Genomic DNA, 13756 nt, shown 5'->3' with positions numbered 1-13756 from the left:
AGCGGAGTTGGTGATGCATCGTGACGAAAGCAAGAGCGACGGCACTGCGCGCCCGGTTCGATATTCATCCCGAATCCCCGTTTGATGCTTCTGATAGCATCAAAGAATCCGTTTCGCTCTGCGAAAACTAGACGTCTGTACCATGCGCCAGCGCAGAGCTGATAGGTAACGCGCCTTAGTCTTTAGGCGTTATGATCCATAATTATATCACGCGCGCTGACCGTAATTATCCGGACATTGCGCGGCTCCGCTCAGCCCGGGTGTGTCATTTTGTCCGGCTGCACCAGGCGATCAAATTCGTCGGCAGTTACGAATCCGAGCCGCAAAGCCTCTTCCTTCAGCGTCGTTCCGTGCGCGTGCGCCGACTTGGCGACCTTGGCTGCGTTGTCGTAACCGATCTTCGGCGCGAGCGCCGTGACCAGCATCAGCGAGCGCTGCATCAGTTCGTTGATGCGCTTTTCGTCGGCGCGTATGCCGACAACGCAATGCTCAGTAAATGAGCGGACAACGTCAGACAGCAACTGAATGGAATTTATCATACAATATGCCAACACGGGCTTGTACACGTTCAGCTCGAAATGGCCCTGGCTGCCGGCGACGGTGACGGTGGTCTGATTGCCGAACACCTGACAGCAGACCATGGTCATGGCTTCGCACTGGGTCGGGTTCACCTTGCCCGGCATGATCGACGAGCCGGGCTCGTTCTCGGGCAGGATCAACTCGCCGAGGCCCGAGCGCGGGCCCGAGCCGAGGAAGCGGATGTCGTTGGCGATCTTGAACAGACCGGTCGCCACCGAATTGATCGCGCCGTGCACCAGCACATAGGCGTCGTTGGAGGCCAGCGCCTCGAACTTGTTCGCGGCGCTCGTGAACGGCAGCTTGGTGATCTCGGCGACATGCCTGGCGAAGCTGCCGGCGAATTCCGGTTTCGAGTTGAGGCCGGTGCCGACGGCGGTGCCGCCCTGCGCCAGCGGGAACAGCTCCTTCACCGCCGTGTGCAGCCGCGCGATGCCGCTCTCGACCTGCGCGGCGTAGCCGGAGAATTCCTGGCCGAGCGTCAGCGGCGTCGCGTCCTGGGTATGCGTGCGTCCGATCTTCACGATCTTGGCGAACGCGTCCTGCTTCTGGTGCAACGCCTGGTGCAGCTCGGTGAGGGCGGGGATCAGGTCGGCGATGATGCGGCTTGCCGCTGCGATATGCATCGCGGTCGGAAACGAGTCGTTCGACGACTGGCTCATGTTGACATGATCGTTCGGATGGATCGGCTGCTTGGCGCCGAGCTCGCCGCCGAGCATCTGGTTGGCGCGGTTGGCGATCACCTCATTTACGTTCATGTTGGTTTGCGTGCCCGAACCGGTCTGAAACACGACAAGCGGAAAATGATCGTCGAGCTTGCCGTCGATCACTTCCCTGGCGGCGCTGATGATGGCGTCGGCACGGCGTGCATCGAGCTGGCCGAGTTCGTGATTGGTCTCGGCTGCCGCGAGCTTGACGATGGCGAGTGCGTGAATGATCGCGATCGGCATGCGGTCGTGGCCGATCTTGAAATTCTGCCGCGAGCGCTCGGTCTGCGCGCCCCAGTAGCGGTCGGCGGCGACGTCGATCGGACCGAAGCTGTCGGTCTCGCTGCGGGTGGCGGCGTTGGATGGTGTGGTCGATTGAGCCATGGATGCTCTCCGTTGCGTCGTCAGAAGAACGTGGTCCGGCGTCGCGCCGGCTTTCCGGCGCGGCAACGCGAGCCCGCCCGCGCGGCGGCACGTTCATGCAGAAGATAGTCCGCGATGACGATCTGTCATCCCGGACCTCGCAAGCATCCTACAGGGTCGAGGCGTGATCTGCGTTTAGATTATTTCTTGCGGAAGCGATCCAGCCGCACGACCTCGGCGCCTTCGCTCGGCTTCGCCGGCTCGGTCTCGGGCGTCTCGGTCTCGGCGGTCGCCCGGGCCGCGGGTGCGGGAAGGGGAGAGGCAGGTGCTGCGGCAGCGGCAGGAGCATCTTCCTCGGACAGCGCGTCAGAGACGTCGAACCGCAGGTCGAACGGCGCGGACGGATCGAGGAAGCGCGTCACCGCGGCGAACGGCACGGTCAGCCGCTCGGGAATCCCGCCGAACGACAGGCCGACCTCGAACCTATCCTCCGTCACCACCAGATCCCAGAACTGGTGCTGCAGGATGATCGTCATCTCCTCCGGATATTGCGCGAGCAGCCGCGGCGACAGCTTCACGCCGTCGCCGTGCGACAGGAAGGTGATGTAGAAATGGTGCTCACCCGGCAGGCCATGTTCGGCGGCGTCGGACAACACCCGGCGCAGCACCCCGCGCAGCGCATCACGCGCCAGCACGTCATATCGGATGTGATCGGTCGCCATGGTGATCCTGTCGCTTCGAAAATAGCCGGTGAGGCTCGCCGGATGATCCGACTCGCCCTCTTTGGCCCCATGCTACCTCGCCGGGAGCCGGAAATCAGCAGGGCTGGCAGCTGATAATGCGGGCGGACGCCCGTTCGTGAAATAAAGTGGAGGCTTCTGTTGCCAGGTGCCTCCGAACCCCGCCTAGCGGAGCTTAACCCGCTAGGACTTTAAGATGGTCTTTCAAACTGCGTTACGCAGCCTGAGCAACCGGAGCAAAGTTGTCGTTGGCAACTATTGCATTGGCCCGATGTCGGCGGAACCATACCGAGAAAAAACACGCCCTTTACGCCCTCGTCGATCCTATTTCGCCCCCGCCAAAAGCCACCGAAAACGGCTCGGGATGGGTTTTGGTGGAGGCGCCGGGTACCGCCCCCGGGTCCGAATGGTTTATTGCGACGGTCATTTATTTCCATAGCCGGCGAACCGGCACCCCCAATATAGCGGCAAAGCCATAGAAAAACAGAGCCGATTCAGGCCCTTTCTGCTGTGAAAACACACCAATTTGGGTGGCCCGCGTCCGGGCAGCGTTCTAGATTTTGGCCATGCCCCCGGAATCCCCGCCGGTTGCCGCTCCGGCGCCGGATGCCTCCGCACCGTCCCCACCCCACCAGCCCGGCCTCTTCGAGCTGTTCCTGGCCTTTGCCAAGATGTCGCTGGCGGGCTTCGGCGGGGTCCTGGTCTGGGCCCGGCGGTCGATCGTCGAGCAGCACCGCTGGATGACGGCGGAGGAGTTCAACGAGACCTTCGCGCTGTGCCATTTTCTGCCAGGTCCGAACATCGTCAACCTGTCGGTCGTGTTCGGCGCACGCTTTCGCGGCATCGCGGGCGGACTGGCAGCCTTCGCCGGGCTGGTCGGGCCACCGATGGTGATCGCGACCGTGCTTGCCGCGCTCTATGCCCGCTACGGCGATATCGACCTGCTGCGCCGGACGCTCGCCGGCGTGGCCTGCGCCGCGGTCGGGCTGCTGTTCGCCGTCGTCTTCAAGATGATGATGCCGCTTCTGAAGCGACGCGATGTCACAGGCCTCGTCATCCTGGCCGCGGTTTTCGTCGCGATCGGGCTGATCCGATGGCCGCTGCAGATCGTGCTGCTGGTGGCGATCCCGCTCAGCCTCGCAATCACGATCCTGACGCGCCGCATGGTGAAGGCATGAGTTCGGAGTCCAACCCGATCGCGGCGCTGGTCTGGACCTTCGGCCTGATGTCGCTGTTTGCGGTCGGCGGCGCCAATTCGGCGATCCCCGAAATGCACCGCGCCGCCGTCGACGTGCATCACTGGCTGACCGACAAGCAGTTCGCCGACGTGTTCGCGATCTCGCAGCTCTCGCCGGGGCCGAACGTGCTGATCGTGACGCTGATAGGCTATTCTGTCGCAGGCGTCGCCGGGGCGCTGGCCGCAACTGTCGCGATGTGCGGACCGACCGCGCTGCTTGCCTATTATGTGAGCCGCTTCATCGATCGCTCGCGCGACGCGCGCTGGCCGGCGATCATTCAGGCCGCATTGGTTCCGCTGTCGATCGGCCTGATGGCCGCCTCTGGCCTGATCGTGGCGCAGACATCAGACCAAAGTTGGATCGCGGTCCTGATCACCATTGTCGCAGCCGCGCTTGCTTTTGCGACGCGGATCAATCCTTTGTGGATGTTGCTCGCCGGAGGTCTCTTGGGTTTCGCTGGCGTTATCTGACGAAAATCGCTAGCAAGGCTTGCGGTCAACGCACCACAAGCCAAGCCATTCAATCAATACGGGCGGGACAGCCCTGACGGGGGAAGCGAAGTCATGAGCGATACGCCGAGCGAGGCGCCGGTCAAATCGATCTTGCCGAAATGGGTGCGCGGTCCGCAGGACTTTGTCGGCGGGCTCGCCATGATGGGAGTTGCGCTGTTTGCCTTGTGGGCCTCGAGCGATCTGCAGGGCATGCACGGATTCTCGTTCGGCGCCGGAACCGCGCCGCGCATGTTCGCCGTGCTGCTGTTGTTGCTCGGCGGCGCTGTCGCGCTGATGGGAATCCTGAAGGACGGCCCGCATATCGCGGCCTATTCCTGGCGCGGCCCGCTGTTCGTGTCCGCGGCGATCGTGTTCTTCGCATTGGCGATCCGCCCGCTCGGGCTCGTCGTCTCCGCCTTCGCCGGCTTCCTGATCGCGGCGATGGGCTCGCACGAGACGAAATGGATCGAAGCCATCATCGTCGGCGCCTGCCTGACTCTCGGCTGCGCGCTGCTTTTCCCCTATGTGCTGGGACTTCCGATGCCGATGTTCCCGCGTTTCCTGATCCAGTGAGGGCGTGATGGAACTGTTTGCCAATCTCGCCCACGGTTTCGCGGTCGCATTCTCGCCGATCAACCTTCTGATGTGCCTGATCGGTGCGTTGGTCGGCACGCTGGTCGGCGTGTTGCCGGGCATCGGCACCATCGCCACCGTCGCCATGCTGCTGCCGATCACCTTCGGCCTGCCGCCGGTCGGTGCGCTGATCATGCTCGCCGGCATCTACTACGGTGCGCAATATGGCGGTTCGACCACCTCGATCCTGGTCAATATTCCGGGTGAGGCGACCTCCGTGGTCACCGCGCTCGACGGCCACCAGATGGCCAAGCAGGGCCGTGCCGGTCCGGCGCTGGCGATCGCCGCGATCGGCTCGTTCTTCGCCGGCTGCGTCGCAACCGTGCTGATCGCCGTGCTCGGCGCGCCGCTGACCAAGCTCGCGCTGGCGTTCGGCCCGGCCGAATATTTCTCGCTGATGGTGCTCGGCCTGATCTTCGCGGTGGTGCTCGCCAAGGGCTCGGTGCTGAAGGCGATCGCGATGATCGTGTTCGGCCTGCTGCTGTCGATGGTCGGCTCCGACATCGAGACCGGCGCCTCGCGCATGGCCTTCAACATCCCCGAGCTTGCCGACGGCCTCGGCTTCGCCACCGTTGCGATGGGCGTGTTCGGCTTCGCGGAGATCATCCGCAACCTCGACCACGGCGCGGAGATGGACCGCAATCTGGTGCAGCAGAAGATCACCGGGTTGATGCCGACCAGGAAGGATTTGGCGGACTCGACGCCCGCGATCCTGCGCGGCACCGTGCTCGGCTCGATCCTCGGCATCCTGCCGGGCGGCGGCGCCGTGATCGCGTCGTTCGCGGCCTACACGCTGGAGAAGAAGCTGGCGAAGGATCCGAAGCGGTTCGGCCGTGGCGCGATCGAAGGCGTGGCGGCGCCGGAAAGCGCCAACAACGCCGCGGCGCAGACCTCGTTCATCCCGCTGCTCACGCTCGGCATCCCGCCGAATGCGGTGATGGCGCTGATGGTCGGCGCGATGACCATCCATGGCATCGTGCCGGGCCCGCAGGTGATGCAGAAGCAGCCCGATCTGGTCTGGGGCATGATCGCCTCGATGTGGATCGGCAATCTGATGCTGATCATCATCAACCTGCCGCTGGTCGGCATCTGGGTCCGTCTGCTGCGCGTGCCGTACCGGCTGATGTTCCCCTCGATCGTGGTGTTCTGCGCGATCGGCATCTACTCGGTGAACAACGCGCCGGTCGACGTCGTGCTCGCAGGCGTGTTCGGTCTGGTCGGCTATTGGCTGATCAAGCACGATTTCGAGCCGGCGCCGCTGCTGCTCGGCATGGTGCTGGGTCCGCTGATGGAGGAGAACCTGCGCCGTGCACTCCTGATCTCGCGCGGCGACTGGAGCGTGTTCGTCTCGCGGCCGCTGTCGGCGGTGCTGCTGGCGATCGCAGCAGGTCTCCTGGTGCTTGCCGTGCTGCCGACGTTGCGAGCGAAGCGCGACGAAGTGTTCGTGGAGTCGGAAGGCTGAGTACTCTGTAGGGCCTGCGTCGGCGCGCCGCAGGCGGAAGTCGAATCGACTCGCGCCGTCGTCCCGTGAAATGAAAATGCCGGCCCGATTTGGCCGGCATTTTTATTGGTCAAACGATCCCGGGAGGAATTGAGATGATGTCCATTCGCTCGCTTGCGGGCGCATGCCTTTCGGCATTTGCCGCACTGAGTGCCTTCGCTGTGCCGGCGTCCGCGCAAAACTATCCGACCCGCACCATCACCATGATCGTGCCGTTCGCAGCCGGCGGTCCGACCGACGTGATCTCGCGCATCGTCACCGCGCACATGGCGCAGACGCTCGGCCAGAGCATCGTCATCGAGAACGTGGTCGGTGCCGGTGGCACCACGGCGACGACCCGCGCCGCACGCGCCGCCAATGACGGCTATACGCTGATTACAGGGCATATGGGCACGCACGCCGCCTCCGTGCCGCTCTATCCGAAGCTGGCCTATCATCCGGAAAGGGATTTCGAGCCCGTCGCGCTGCTCGCAGGCACCCCGATCCTGATCCTTGCCCGCAAGGATTTCCCGCCGAAGGACCTCAAGGAATTCGTCGCCTACGTGAAGGCCAACGCCGAGAAGGTCAACGCCGCGCACGCCGGCATCGGCTCGGTCTCGCACGCTTCCTGCGAGCTGTTGAACTCGATCCTCGACGTCAAGCCGGTCGGCGTGCCCTTCAACGGCACCGGTCCCGCCATGAACGCGCTGGTCGCGGGCCAGGTCGATTACATGTGCGACCAGATCGTCAACGCGGTGCCGCAGATCAAGGCCGGCACCATCAAGGCCTATGCGGTCGCGACCCCCGAGCGCAATCCGTCGCTGCCGGAGGTGCCGACCACGACCGAAGCCGGCCTGCCGGCCTTCCAGGCCCAGGCCTGGAACGCGATCTTCGCGCCGAAGGGAACTTCGCCCGCCATCATCGCCACGCTGAACGCGGCGGCGATCAAGGCGCTCGACGATGACAACGTCCGCAAGCGCCTGCTCGACCTCGGCAGCGTGATCCCACCGTCGGCCCAGCGCACCCCGGAGGCGCTCGCGACCCTCGTCAAGAACGAGATCGCGAAGTGGACGCCGGTGCTGAAGCCCGCGACTTAAGCCAACGCGATCAAGTGGATAGGGCAGGGGGGGACGCGAGTTCCGCCCCTTGTCGTTTGCCGGGGAGTGTTCATTTTTCAGGGTATAATCGGTGTATCCAGCCGAATCGGCGTGTCGACCTGCGGCTCCGGCAGCTAAATTGCCGCTCCGCCCAGAGAGCCCGAAACAGAAGCCATGAACCAGTATCACGACCTGCTTGAACGCATCCTCGCCGACGGCGCGGAGAAGCACGACCGCACCGGCACCGGCACGCTGTCGATCTTCGGCCATCAGATGCGCTTCAACCTCGCGGCCGGCTTCCCGATGCTGACCACCAAGCGGCTGCCGCTGAAGGCGATCGTGCACGAGCTGCTCTGGTTCCTCGCCGGCGACACCAACATCAAATATCTCAACGACAACGGCGTCACGATCTGGGACGAATGGGCTGACGCCAATGGCGACCTCGGCCCGGTCTACGGTTCGCAGTGGCGCTCCTGGCCCGCGCCCGATGGCCGCAGCATCGACCAGATCGCTGGCGTGATCGAGATGATCAAGCGCAATCCGGACTCGCGCCGGCTGATCGTCAGCGCCTGGAATCCGGCCGAGGTGGACAAGATGGCGCTGCCGCCGTGCCACTGCCTGTTCCAGTTCTATGTCGCCAACGGCAAACTGTCCTGCCAGCTCTATCAGCGCTCCGGCGACGTCTTCCTCGGCGTGCCCTTCAACATCGCCTCCTATGCGCTCTTGACCATGATGGTTGCGCAGGTGACCGGCCTCAAGCCCGGCGATTTCGTGCATTCGCTCGGCGATGCGCATCTCTACTCGAACCATCTCGAGCAGGCGCGCCTGCAATTGACGCGGCCGACGCGGCCGTTGCCGACGATGGCGATCAATCCCGACGTGAAGGATATCTTCGCGTTCCGCTACGAGGACTTCAAACTCGAGGGTTACGACCCGCATCCGCACATCAAGGCCGAAGTCGCGGTCTGATGTCGCTCACCATCCGCCGCGCGCGGCCCGATGAGGCCGGACTGGTGTTCTCGCTGGTCCGCGAGCTCGCCGAATACGAAAAGCTCCTGCACGAGGTCCACGCCAGCGAGGCCGATATCGCCGAGGCGCTGTTCGGCGCCAACCCGCGGCTGTTCTGCGACATCGCGGAATGGAACGGCGAGCCTGCCGGCTTCGCGGTCTGGTTCGTCAATTTCTCGACCTTCGCCGGCCGCCACGGCATCTATCTCGAAGATCTCTTTGTGCGCCCGGCGCTGCGCGGCAACGGCATCGGCAAGGCGCTCCTGGTGCATCTGGCGAAGCAATGCCTCGCCAATGGCTGGGCGCGCCTGCAATGGGCGGTGCTCGACTGGAACGCGCCGTCGATCGCATTCTACAAATCGCTCGGCGCCGAGATGATGGCCGAATGGACGATCTGCCGCGTCTCCGGCGCGGCGCTGTCGGCACTCGCGGAAGGAGCGCGCTGATGGAGATCGTGCTCGTCGTTGCGGTCGCCGAGAACGGTGTGATCGGGAGCAACAACGCCATTCCGTGGCGGCTGAAATCCGACCTGCAGCGTCTCAAGGCGATGACGCTGAACAAGCCCATCGTGATGGGGCGCAAGACGTTCGAATCCCTGCCCAGGCCGCTGCCGGGACGCACCAACATCGTGGTGACGCGCGATGTGAATTACCGCGCGCGCGGCGCCATCGTCACGACGTCGTTCGAAAACGCCCGCGCAATTGCGCTTGGTGACGCGCTGCGGCGTTTCGCCACTGAGATTGCAATCATCGGTGGCGCCGAGATCTACGCGCAGTGGATGGGCATTGCCGATCGCCTCGAGATCACCGAGGTCCACGCCCGGCCGGATGGCGATACACGGTTCGACAAGATCGATGCGAAGGACTGGGAAGAGGTCGCGCGCGTGCGAAATCCGGCAGGTCCGGACGACAGCGTCGACTTCTCCTATGTGACATATCGTCGGCGCGGCCGGGGTTAACCAATGTTTGCATTGACAATTTTGCCCCGGCGCATAGCTCGTCCGGCCAGGAAGCTTGCGTTGTAAGGGCCCTGACGGTCCCCTATAACCGGGCCGGACATTCGAGCCCGGGCGTCCCGTCCGGACTTGCCGAGGAGATGTTTGATGCCGTGGAAAAATCAGGGCGGGGGGCCATGGGGCTCGGGTCCGAAAGGGCCGTGGGGCACGGGTCCGCAGTCAGCCGGGCCGAGGCCGCCGGATCTTGAGGATCTGCTGCGGCGTGGTCAGGACCGGCTGCAGCAGTGGCTGCCCGGCGGGCACTTCAGCGGCATGGGTATCGCGCTGGTGCTGGTCGCTGCGCTCGCGATCTGGTTCGCGACCGGAATCTTCCGCGTCCAGTCCGAAGAGCTCGGTGTCGTCATGCGCTTCGGCAAGTATGACCGCGATGCGCAGCCGGGCCTGCGCTATCACCTGCCGTACCCGATCGAGACGGTGCTGCTGCCGAAGGCGCTGCGCGTCAACACGATCTCGATCGGCATGACCCTGATCGACGATCCCGCACGGCGCGGCCGCACCATGCGCGACGTGCCGGAAGAGAGCCTGATGCTGACCGGCGACGAGAACATCGTCGACGTCGACTTCACCGTGCTGTGGCGCATCAAGCCGGGCGGGGCCGGCGCCTATCTGTTCAACATCCAGAATCCCGAGGGTACCGTGAAGGCGGTGGCCGAAAGCGCGATGCGTGAGGTGATCGGCCGCTCGCAGATCCAGCCGATCCTGACCGGGGCGCGCAACGTCACCGAGCAGAACGTCCAGGAGCTGATGCAGAAGACGCTGGATAGCTACAACGCCGGCATCCAGATCACCCAGGTGCAGATGCAGAAGGTCGATCCGCCGGCGCAGGTGATCGACGCCTTCCGCGACGTGCAGGCGGCGCGCGCCGACCTCGAGCGCAAGCAGAACGAGGCGCAGACCTACGCCAACCGGATCGTGCCGGAAGCGCGCGGTCGTGCCGCGCAGATCCAGCAGGCCGCCGAAGGCTACAAGGAGCAGGCGGTGGCCGAGGCCAAGGGCCAGAGCGCACGCTTCCTGAAAGTCTATGAAGAGTACAAGAAGGCACCCGACGTGACGCGCGAGCGCATTTATCTGGAGACCATGGAAAAAGTGCTCGGTGGCTCCGACAAGCTGGTCTACGACGGTGGTCAGGGCGGCCAGAACATCGTGCCTTATCTGCCGCTGAGCGAATTGACGACGCGGCGCCCGCCGGCGGCACCGGCCACTGCCGGCCAGCAGCAGGGAGCCACCCGATGAGGTCCCCTGTCACCGGCATTGTGTCCCTGGTCCTTCTCTTCATCATCCTTGCCGTCGGCTACAGCTCGGTGTTCACCGTGCAGCAGACCGAGCAGACCATCGTCCTGCGGTTCGGCGAGCCGGTCGATGTCGTCACCGATCCCGGCCTGCACTTCAAGGCGCCGTGGAATTCGGTGATCAATGTCGACAAGCGCATCCTCGATCTGGAGAACCCGTCGCAGGAAGTGATCGCCTCCGACCAGAAGCGGCTCGTGGTCGACGCCTTCGCGCGCTATCGCATCAAGAATGCGTTGCGCTACTACACCAGCGTCGGCTCGATCCAGGCCGCCAATCTGCAGCTGACCACGCTTTTGAACGCGGCGCTCCGCCGCGTGCTCGGCGAGGTCAACTTCATCACCGTGGTGCGTGACGAGCGCGAGAAGCTGATGTCGCGGATTCGCGAGCAGCTCGACAAGGAAGCCGACGGCTACGGCATCGAGGTCGTCGACGTCCGGATCCGCCGTGCCGACCTGCCGGAGCAGAACAGCCAGGCGGTCTACGACCGGATGAAGACCGAGCGTCAGCGCGAGGCTGCCGAGTTCCGCGCCCAGGGCGACCAGAAGGCGCAGGAAATCCGCTCCAAGGCCGACCGCGAAGCGACCGTGATCGTCGCCGAGGCGAATTCGGCGGCGGACCAGACCCGTGGTGCCGGCGATGCCGAGCGCAACCGTCTGTTCGCCGAGGCCTATGGCAAGGATAAGGACTTCTTCGCGTTCTATCGCTCGATGACGGCCTATGAGAACGGCCTCAAGTCCGGCGATACGCGTTTCCTGTTGCGGCCGGACTCGGAATTCTTCAGATACTTCGGCAGTGCCAGCGGCAAGCCGCCTGAGGCGGCCGCCGCGCCGAAGCAGTAACGTCACGAACATCAGGACTTGGCGGCGACGCGGTCAACGCGCCGCCGCCACTTCAAGAACAACAAGCATCGAGCGGGAGGTTGCCATCCGATGAGGTCAATAGCGTTCGGCGACTTCCTCATCGGGTTGGGAATCCTGTTCGTGCTCGAAGGCATCCTGTTCGCGGCAAGTCCCGCCTGGATGCGCCGGGCGATGAAGAGCGCACTGGCGACGCCCGACAACATCCTGCGCATCGTCGGCATCGGTTCGGCGGTCGCCGGGCTGATCCTGATCTGGGTGGTGCGGCGCTGAGCATTGCTTGTTCCAGCGCGCGGATTGCGCCGGAATGAACACAATCGTGAGCCTCGCGCCGCCGGTTTTTCGCCGAAATGCCCGGCTGAGATGCTTGCGCCATATGCCCGTTCGGGCGCACTCTCTAACCAGCTAGTTTGAACCCGTTTGCCTGGAGAAACTCCGACATGATCGCTGCCAGACCAGCCCTGAGCCGCCGCCTCCGCATGATGGGGGCCGCGATCTCGATCGGTGCTGCGAGCATGCTGAGCTCCGTGCCGGCGTTCGCACGCGGTCCCGAGGGCATCGCCGACATCGCCGAGAAGGTGATCGATGCGGTCGTCAACATCTCGACGTCACAGACGATCGAGGCCAAGGACCGCACGATGCCGCAGCTGCCGCCGGGCTCGCCGTTCGAGGAATTCTTCGACGACTTCTTCAAGAACCGTCGCGGGCCGGGCGGCAAGGGCGGCGAGAAGGGCGGCGAGTTCCAGCCGCGCAAGACCAACTCGCTCGGCTCGGGCTTCATCGTCGACACCGCGGGCATCGTCGTCACCAACAACCACGTGATCGCCGACGCCGATGAGATCAACGTCATCCTCAACGACGGCACCAAGATCAAGGCCGAGGTGGTCGGGGTCGACAAGAAGACCGACCTTGCGGTGCTGAAGTTCAAGCCGCCGAAGCCGCTCACGGCGGTCAAGTTCGGCGACAGCGACAAGATCCGCCTCGGCGACTGGGTGGTCGCGATCGGCAACCCGTTCAGCCTCGGCGGCACGGTGACCGCGGGCATCGTCTCGGCCAAGAACCGCGACATCAGCCAGGGCCCGTATGACAGCTACATCCAGACCGACGCCGCCATCAACCGCGGCAATTCAGGCGGCCCGCTGTTCAATCTCGATGGCGAGGTGATCGGCGTCAACACGCTGATCATCTCCCCGACCGGCGGCTCGATCGGCCTCGGTTTCGCCGTGCCGTCGAAGACGGTGGCCGGCGTCGTCGACCAGTTGCAGAAGTTCGGCGAGCTGCGCCGCGGCTGGCTCGGCGTGCGCATCCAGCAGGTCACCGACGAGATCGCCGACAGCCTCAACATCAAGCCGGCGCGCGGCGCGCTGGTTGCCGGCGTCGACGACAAGGGCCCGGCCAAGCCGGCCGGCATCGAGCCCGGCGACGTCGTCGTCAAGTTCGACGGCAAGGACGTCAAGGATCCGAAGGATCTGTCGCGCATCGTCGCCGACACCGCGGTCGGCAAGGAAGTCGACGTCGTCATCATCCGCAAGGGCAATGAGGAGACCCGCAAGGTCACGCTCGGCCGGCTCGAGGACAACGAGAAGGTTCAGCAGGCCAACGCCAAGCCGAAGGACGAGAGCGCCGAGAAGCCGGTCACCCAGAAGGCGCTCGGCCTCGACCTCGCGGCGCTGAGCAAGGATTTGCGCACCAAGTACAAGATCAAGGACAGCGTGAAGGGCGTCGTCGTCACCGGCGTCGACGGCAATTCCGATGCCGCCGAGAAGCGACTGTCGGCCGGCGATGTCATCGTCGAGGTGGCGCAGGAGGCGGTGTCGAACGCCGCCGACATCAAGAAGCGCGTCGATCAGCTGAAGAAGGACGGCAAGAAGTCCGTGCTGCTGCTGGTCTCCAACGGCGACGGCGAGCTGCGGTTCGTCGCGCTGGGCGTGCAGTAAAGTCGCGCTGACGCCTCATCCACAACTGTCATCCCCCGCGAAAGCGAGGGCTTTGCGAAAGTCGATCGCATCGGCGGGAGCTTGGGGGTATTGGTGTGGGTCGGTTGGGTGGCTCGGGTTGGTGAGCCATGATGGCTGGTTTGGTTAGACGACGTGGAGTGGCGTCCTCGCCCATCGCTGGAGATTGATCGCGATCGCTGCGAGTTGGAAGGCTGCCGCATTGCGCGTCAGGCCCCGATAGCGGGCGCGCGCGAGGCCATAGACGCGCTTGAGCAATGCAAACAACGGCTCGATCGGGGCGCGTCGATGCGAGATAACCGCGTT

At 64.4% G+C, this 13756-nt stretch carries 15 protein-coding genes and 1 other RNA gene; 12 read left to right on the top strand and 4 right to left on the bottom strand.

Features of this window, described 5'->3' with window-relative positions; all coding sequences use genetic code 11:
• Positions 1–251: 251 nt before the first annotated feature.
• The 3 genes from fumC to ssrA form a co-directional block, all read right to left on the bottom strand.
• A complete protein-coding gene (gene fumC, locus BI327_RS32930) occupies positions 252–1667 on the bottom strand; it encodes a class II fumarate hydratase (RefSeq protein ID WP_076865544.1) in 1416 nt (471 codons plus the stop codon).
• A gap of 179 nt (positions 1668–1846) precedes the next feature.
• Positions 1847–2368 carry an SspB family protein gene (locus BI327_RS32925; RefSeq protein WP_076865543.1) on the bottom strand — a complete coding sequence of 174 codons (522 nt, stop codon included), beginning with the start codon at positions 2366–2368 and terminating at the stop codon, positions 1847–1849.
• Positions 2369–2513: 145 nt separating this feature from the next.
• Positions 2514–2876, bottom strand: a transfer-messenger RNA (tmRNA) gene (gene ssrA / locus BI327_RS32920).
• Positions 2877–2952: 76 nt separating this feature from the next.
• Here ssrA and BI327_RS32915 point away from each other — a divergent pair.
• From BI327_RS32915 to BI327_RS32860, 12 genes are all read left to right on the top strand, one after another.
• Entirely contained in the window at positions 2953–3564 is a 612-nt protein-coding gene (locus BI327_RS32915) for a chromate transporter (RefSeq protein WP_076865542.1), read from the top strand.
• Complete coding sequence (locus tag BI327_RS32910; protein WP_076865541.1) at positions 3561–4094, top strand: chromate transporter; 534 nt, start codon at positions 3561–3563, stop codon at positions 4092–4094. The genes BI327_RS32915 and BI327_RS32910 overlap by 4 nt, the downstream gene beginning before the upstream one ends.
• A gap of 93 nt (positions 4095–4187) precedes the next feature.
• On the top strand, positions 4188–4688 hold the full coding sequence (locus tag BI327_RS32905; protein ID WP_076865540.1) for a tripartite tricarboxylate transporter TctB family protein: 501 nt from the start codon (positions 4188–4190) through the stop codon (positions 4686–4688).
• Positions 4689–4695: 7 nt separating this feature from the next.
• The gene (locus BI327_RS32900; RefSeq protein ID WP_076865539.1) at positions 4696–6210 is read left to right on the top strand and encodes a tripartite tricarboxylate transporter permease; all 1515 of its coding nucleotides are present in this window, start codon (positions 4696–4698) and stop codon (positions 6208–6210) included.
• Between the two features lie 134 nt (positions 6211–6344).
• Positions 6345–7325 carry a tripartite tricarboxylate transporter substrate binding protein BugD gene (locus BI327_RS32895; RefSeq protein ID WP_076865538.1) on the top strand — a complete coding sequence of 327 codons (981 nt, stop codon included), beginning with the start codon at positions 6345–6347 and terminating at the stop codon, positions 7323–7325.
• 174 nt (positions 7326–7499) lie between these two features.
• Complete coding sequence (locus BI327_RS32890) at positions 7500–8294, top strand: thymidylate synthase (RefSeq protein ID WP_076865537.1); 795 nt, start codon at positions 7500–7502, stop codon at positions 8292–8294.
• The gene (locus BI327_RS32885; RefSeq protein ID WP_076865536.1) at positions 8294–8779 is read left to right on the top strand and encodes a GNAT family N-acetyltransferase; all 486 of its coding nucleotides are present in this window, start codon (positions 8294–8296) and stop codon (positions 8777–8779) included. The genes BI327_RS32890 and BI327_RS32885 overlap by 1 nt, the downstream gene beginning before the upstream one ends.
• Entirely contained in the window at positions 8779–9291 is a 513-nt protein-coding gene (locus BI327_RS32880) for a dihydrofolate reductase (protein WP_076865879.1), read from the top strand. Before BI327_RS32885 ends, BI327_RS32880 begins: the two co-directional genes overlap by 1 nt.
• Positions 9292–9435: 144 nt before the next feature.
• Positions 9436–10581, top strand: coding sequence for an FtsH protease activity modulator HflK (hflK, locus tag BI327_RS32875; RefSeq protein ID WP_076865535.1), 1146 nt, complete (start codon positions 9436–9438; stop codon positions 10579–10581).
• Positions 10578–11477, top strand: a complete 900-nt coding sequence (gene hflC / locus BI327_RS32870) for a protease modulator HflC (protein ID WP_076865534.1) — start codon at positions 10578–10580, stop codon at positions 11475–11477. The genes hflK and hflC overlap by 4 nt, the downstream gene beginning before the upstream one ends.
• Before the next feature lie 90 nt (positions 11478–11567).
• Positions 11568–11768: a DUF2065 domain-containing protein gene (locus BI327_RS32865; RefSeq protein WP_050628416.1), complete on the top strand. Its 201-nt coding sequence runs from the start codon at positions 11568–11570 to the stop codon at positions 11766–11768.
• A gap of 167 nt (positions 11769–11935) precedes the next feature.
• The gene (locus BI327_RS32860; protein WP_076865533.1) at positions 11936–13432 is read left to right on the top strand and encodes a Do family serine endopeptidase; all 1497 of its coding nucleotides are present in this window, start codon (positions 11936–11938) and stop codon (positions 13430–13432) included.
• 144 nt (positions 13433–13576) lie between these two features.
• On the opposite strand, the gene BI327_RS32855 is transcribed toward BI327_RS32860, so the two are convergent.
• Positions 13577–13756, bottom strand: a 180-nt coding sequence (locus BI327_RS32855; protein WP_143271732.1) for a transposase, incomplete at its 5' end; no start/stop codon positions are given.

Origin of the sequence: Bradyrhizobium mercantei, assembly GCF_001982635.1 — a bacterium.
GTDB lineage: Bacteria > Pseudomonadota > Alphaproteobacteria > Rhizobiales > Xanthobacteraceae > Bradyrhizobium > Bradyrhizobium mercantei.
Note: the sequence above shows the minus strand (reverse complement) of the source record. Positions and strands in the feature narration are given on the sequence as shown.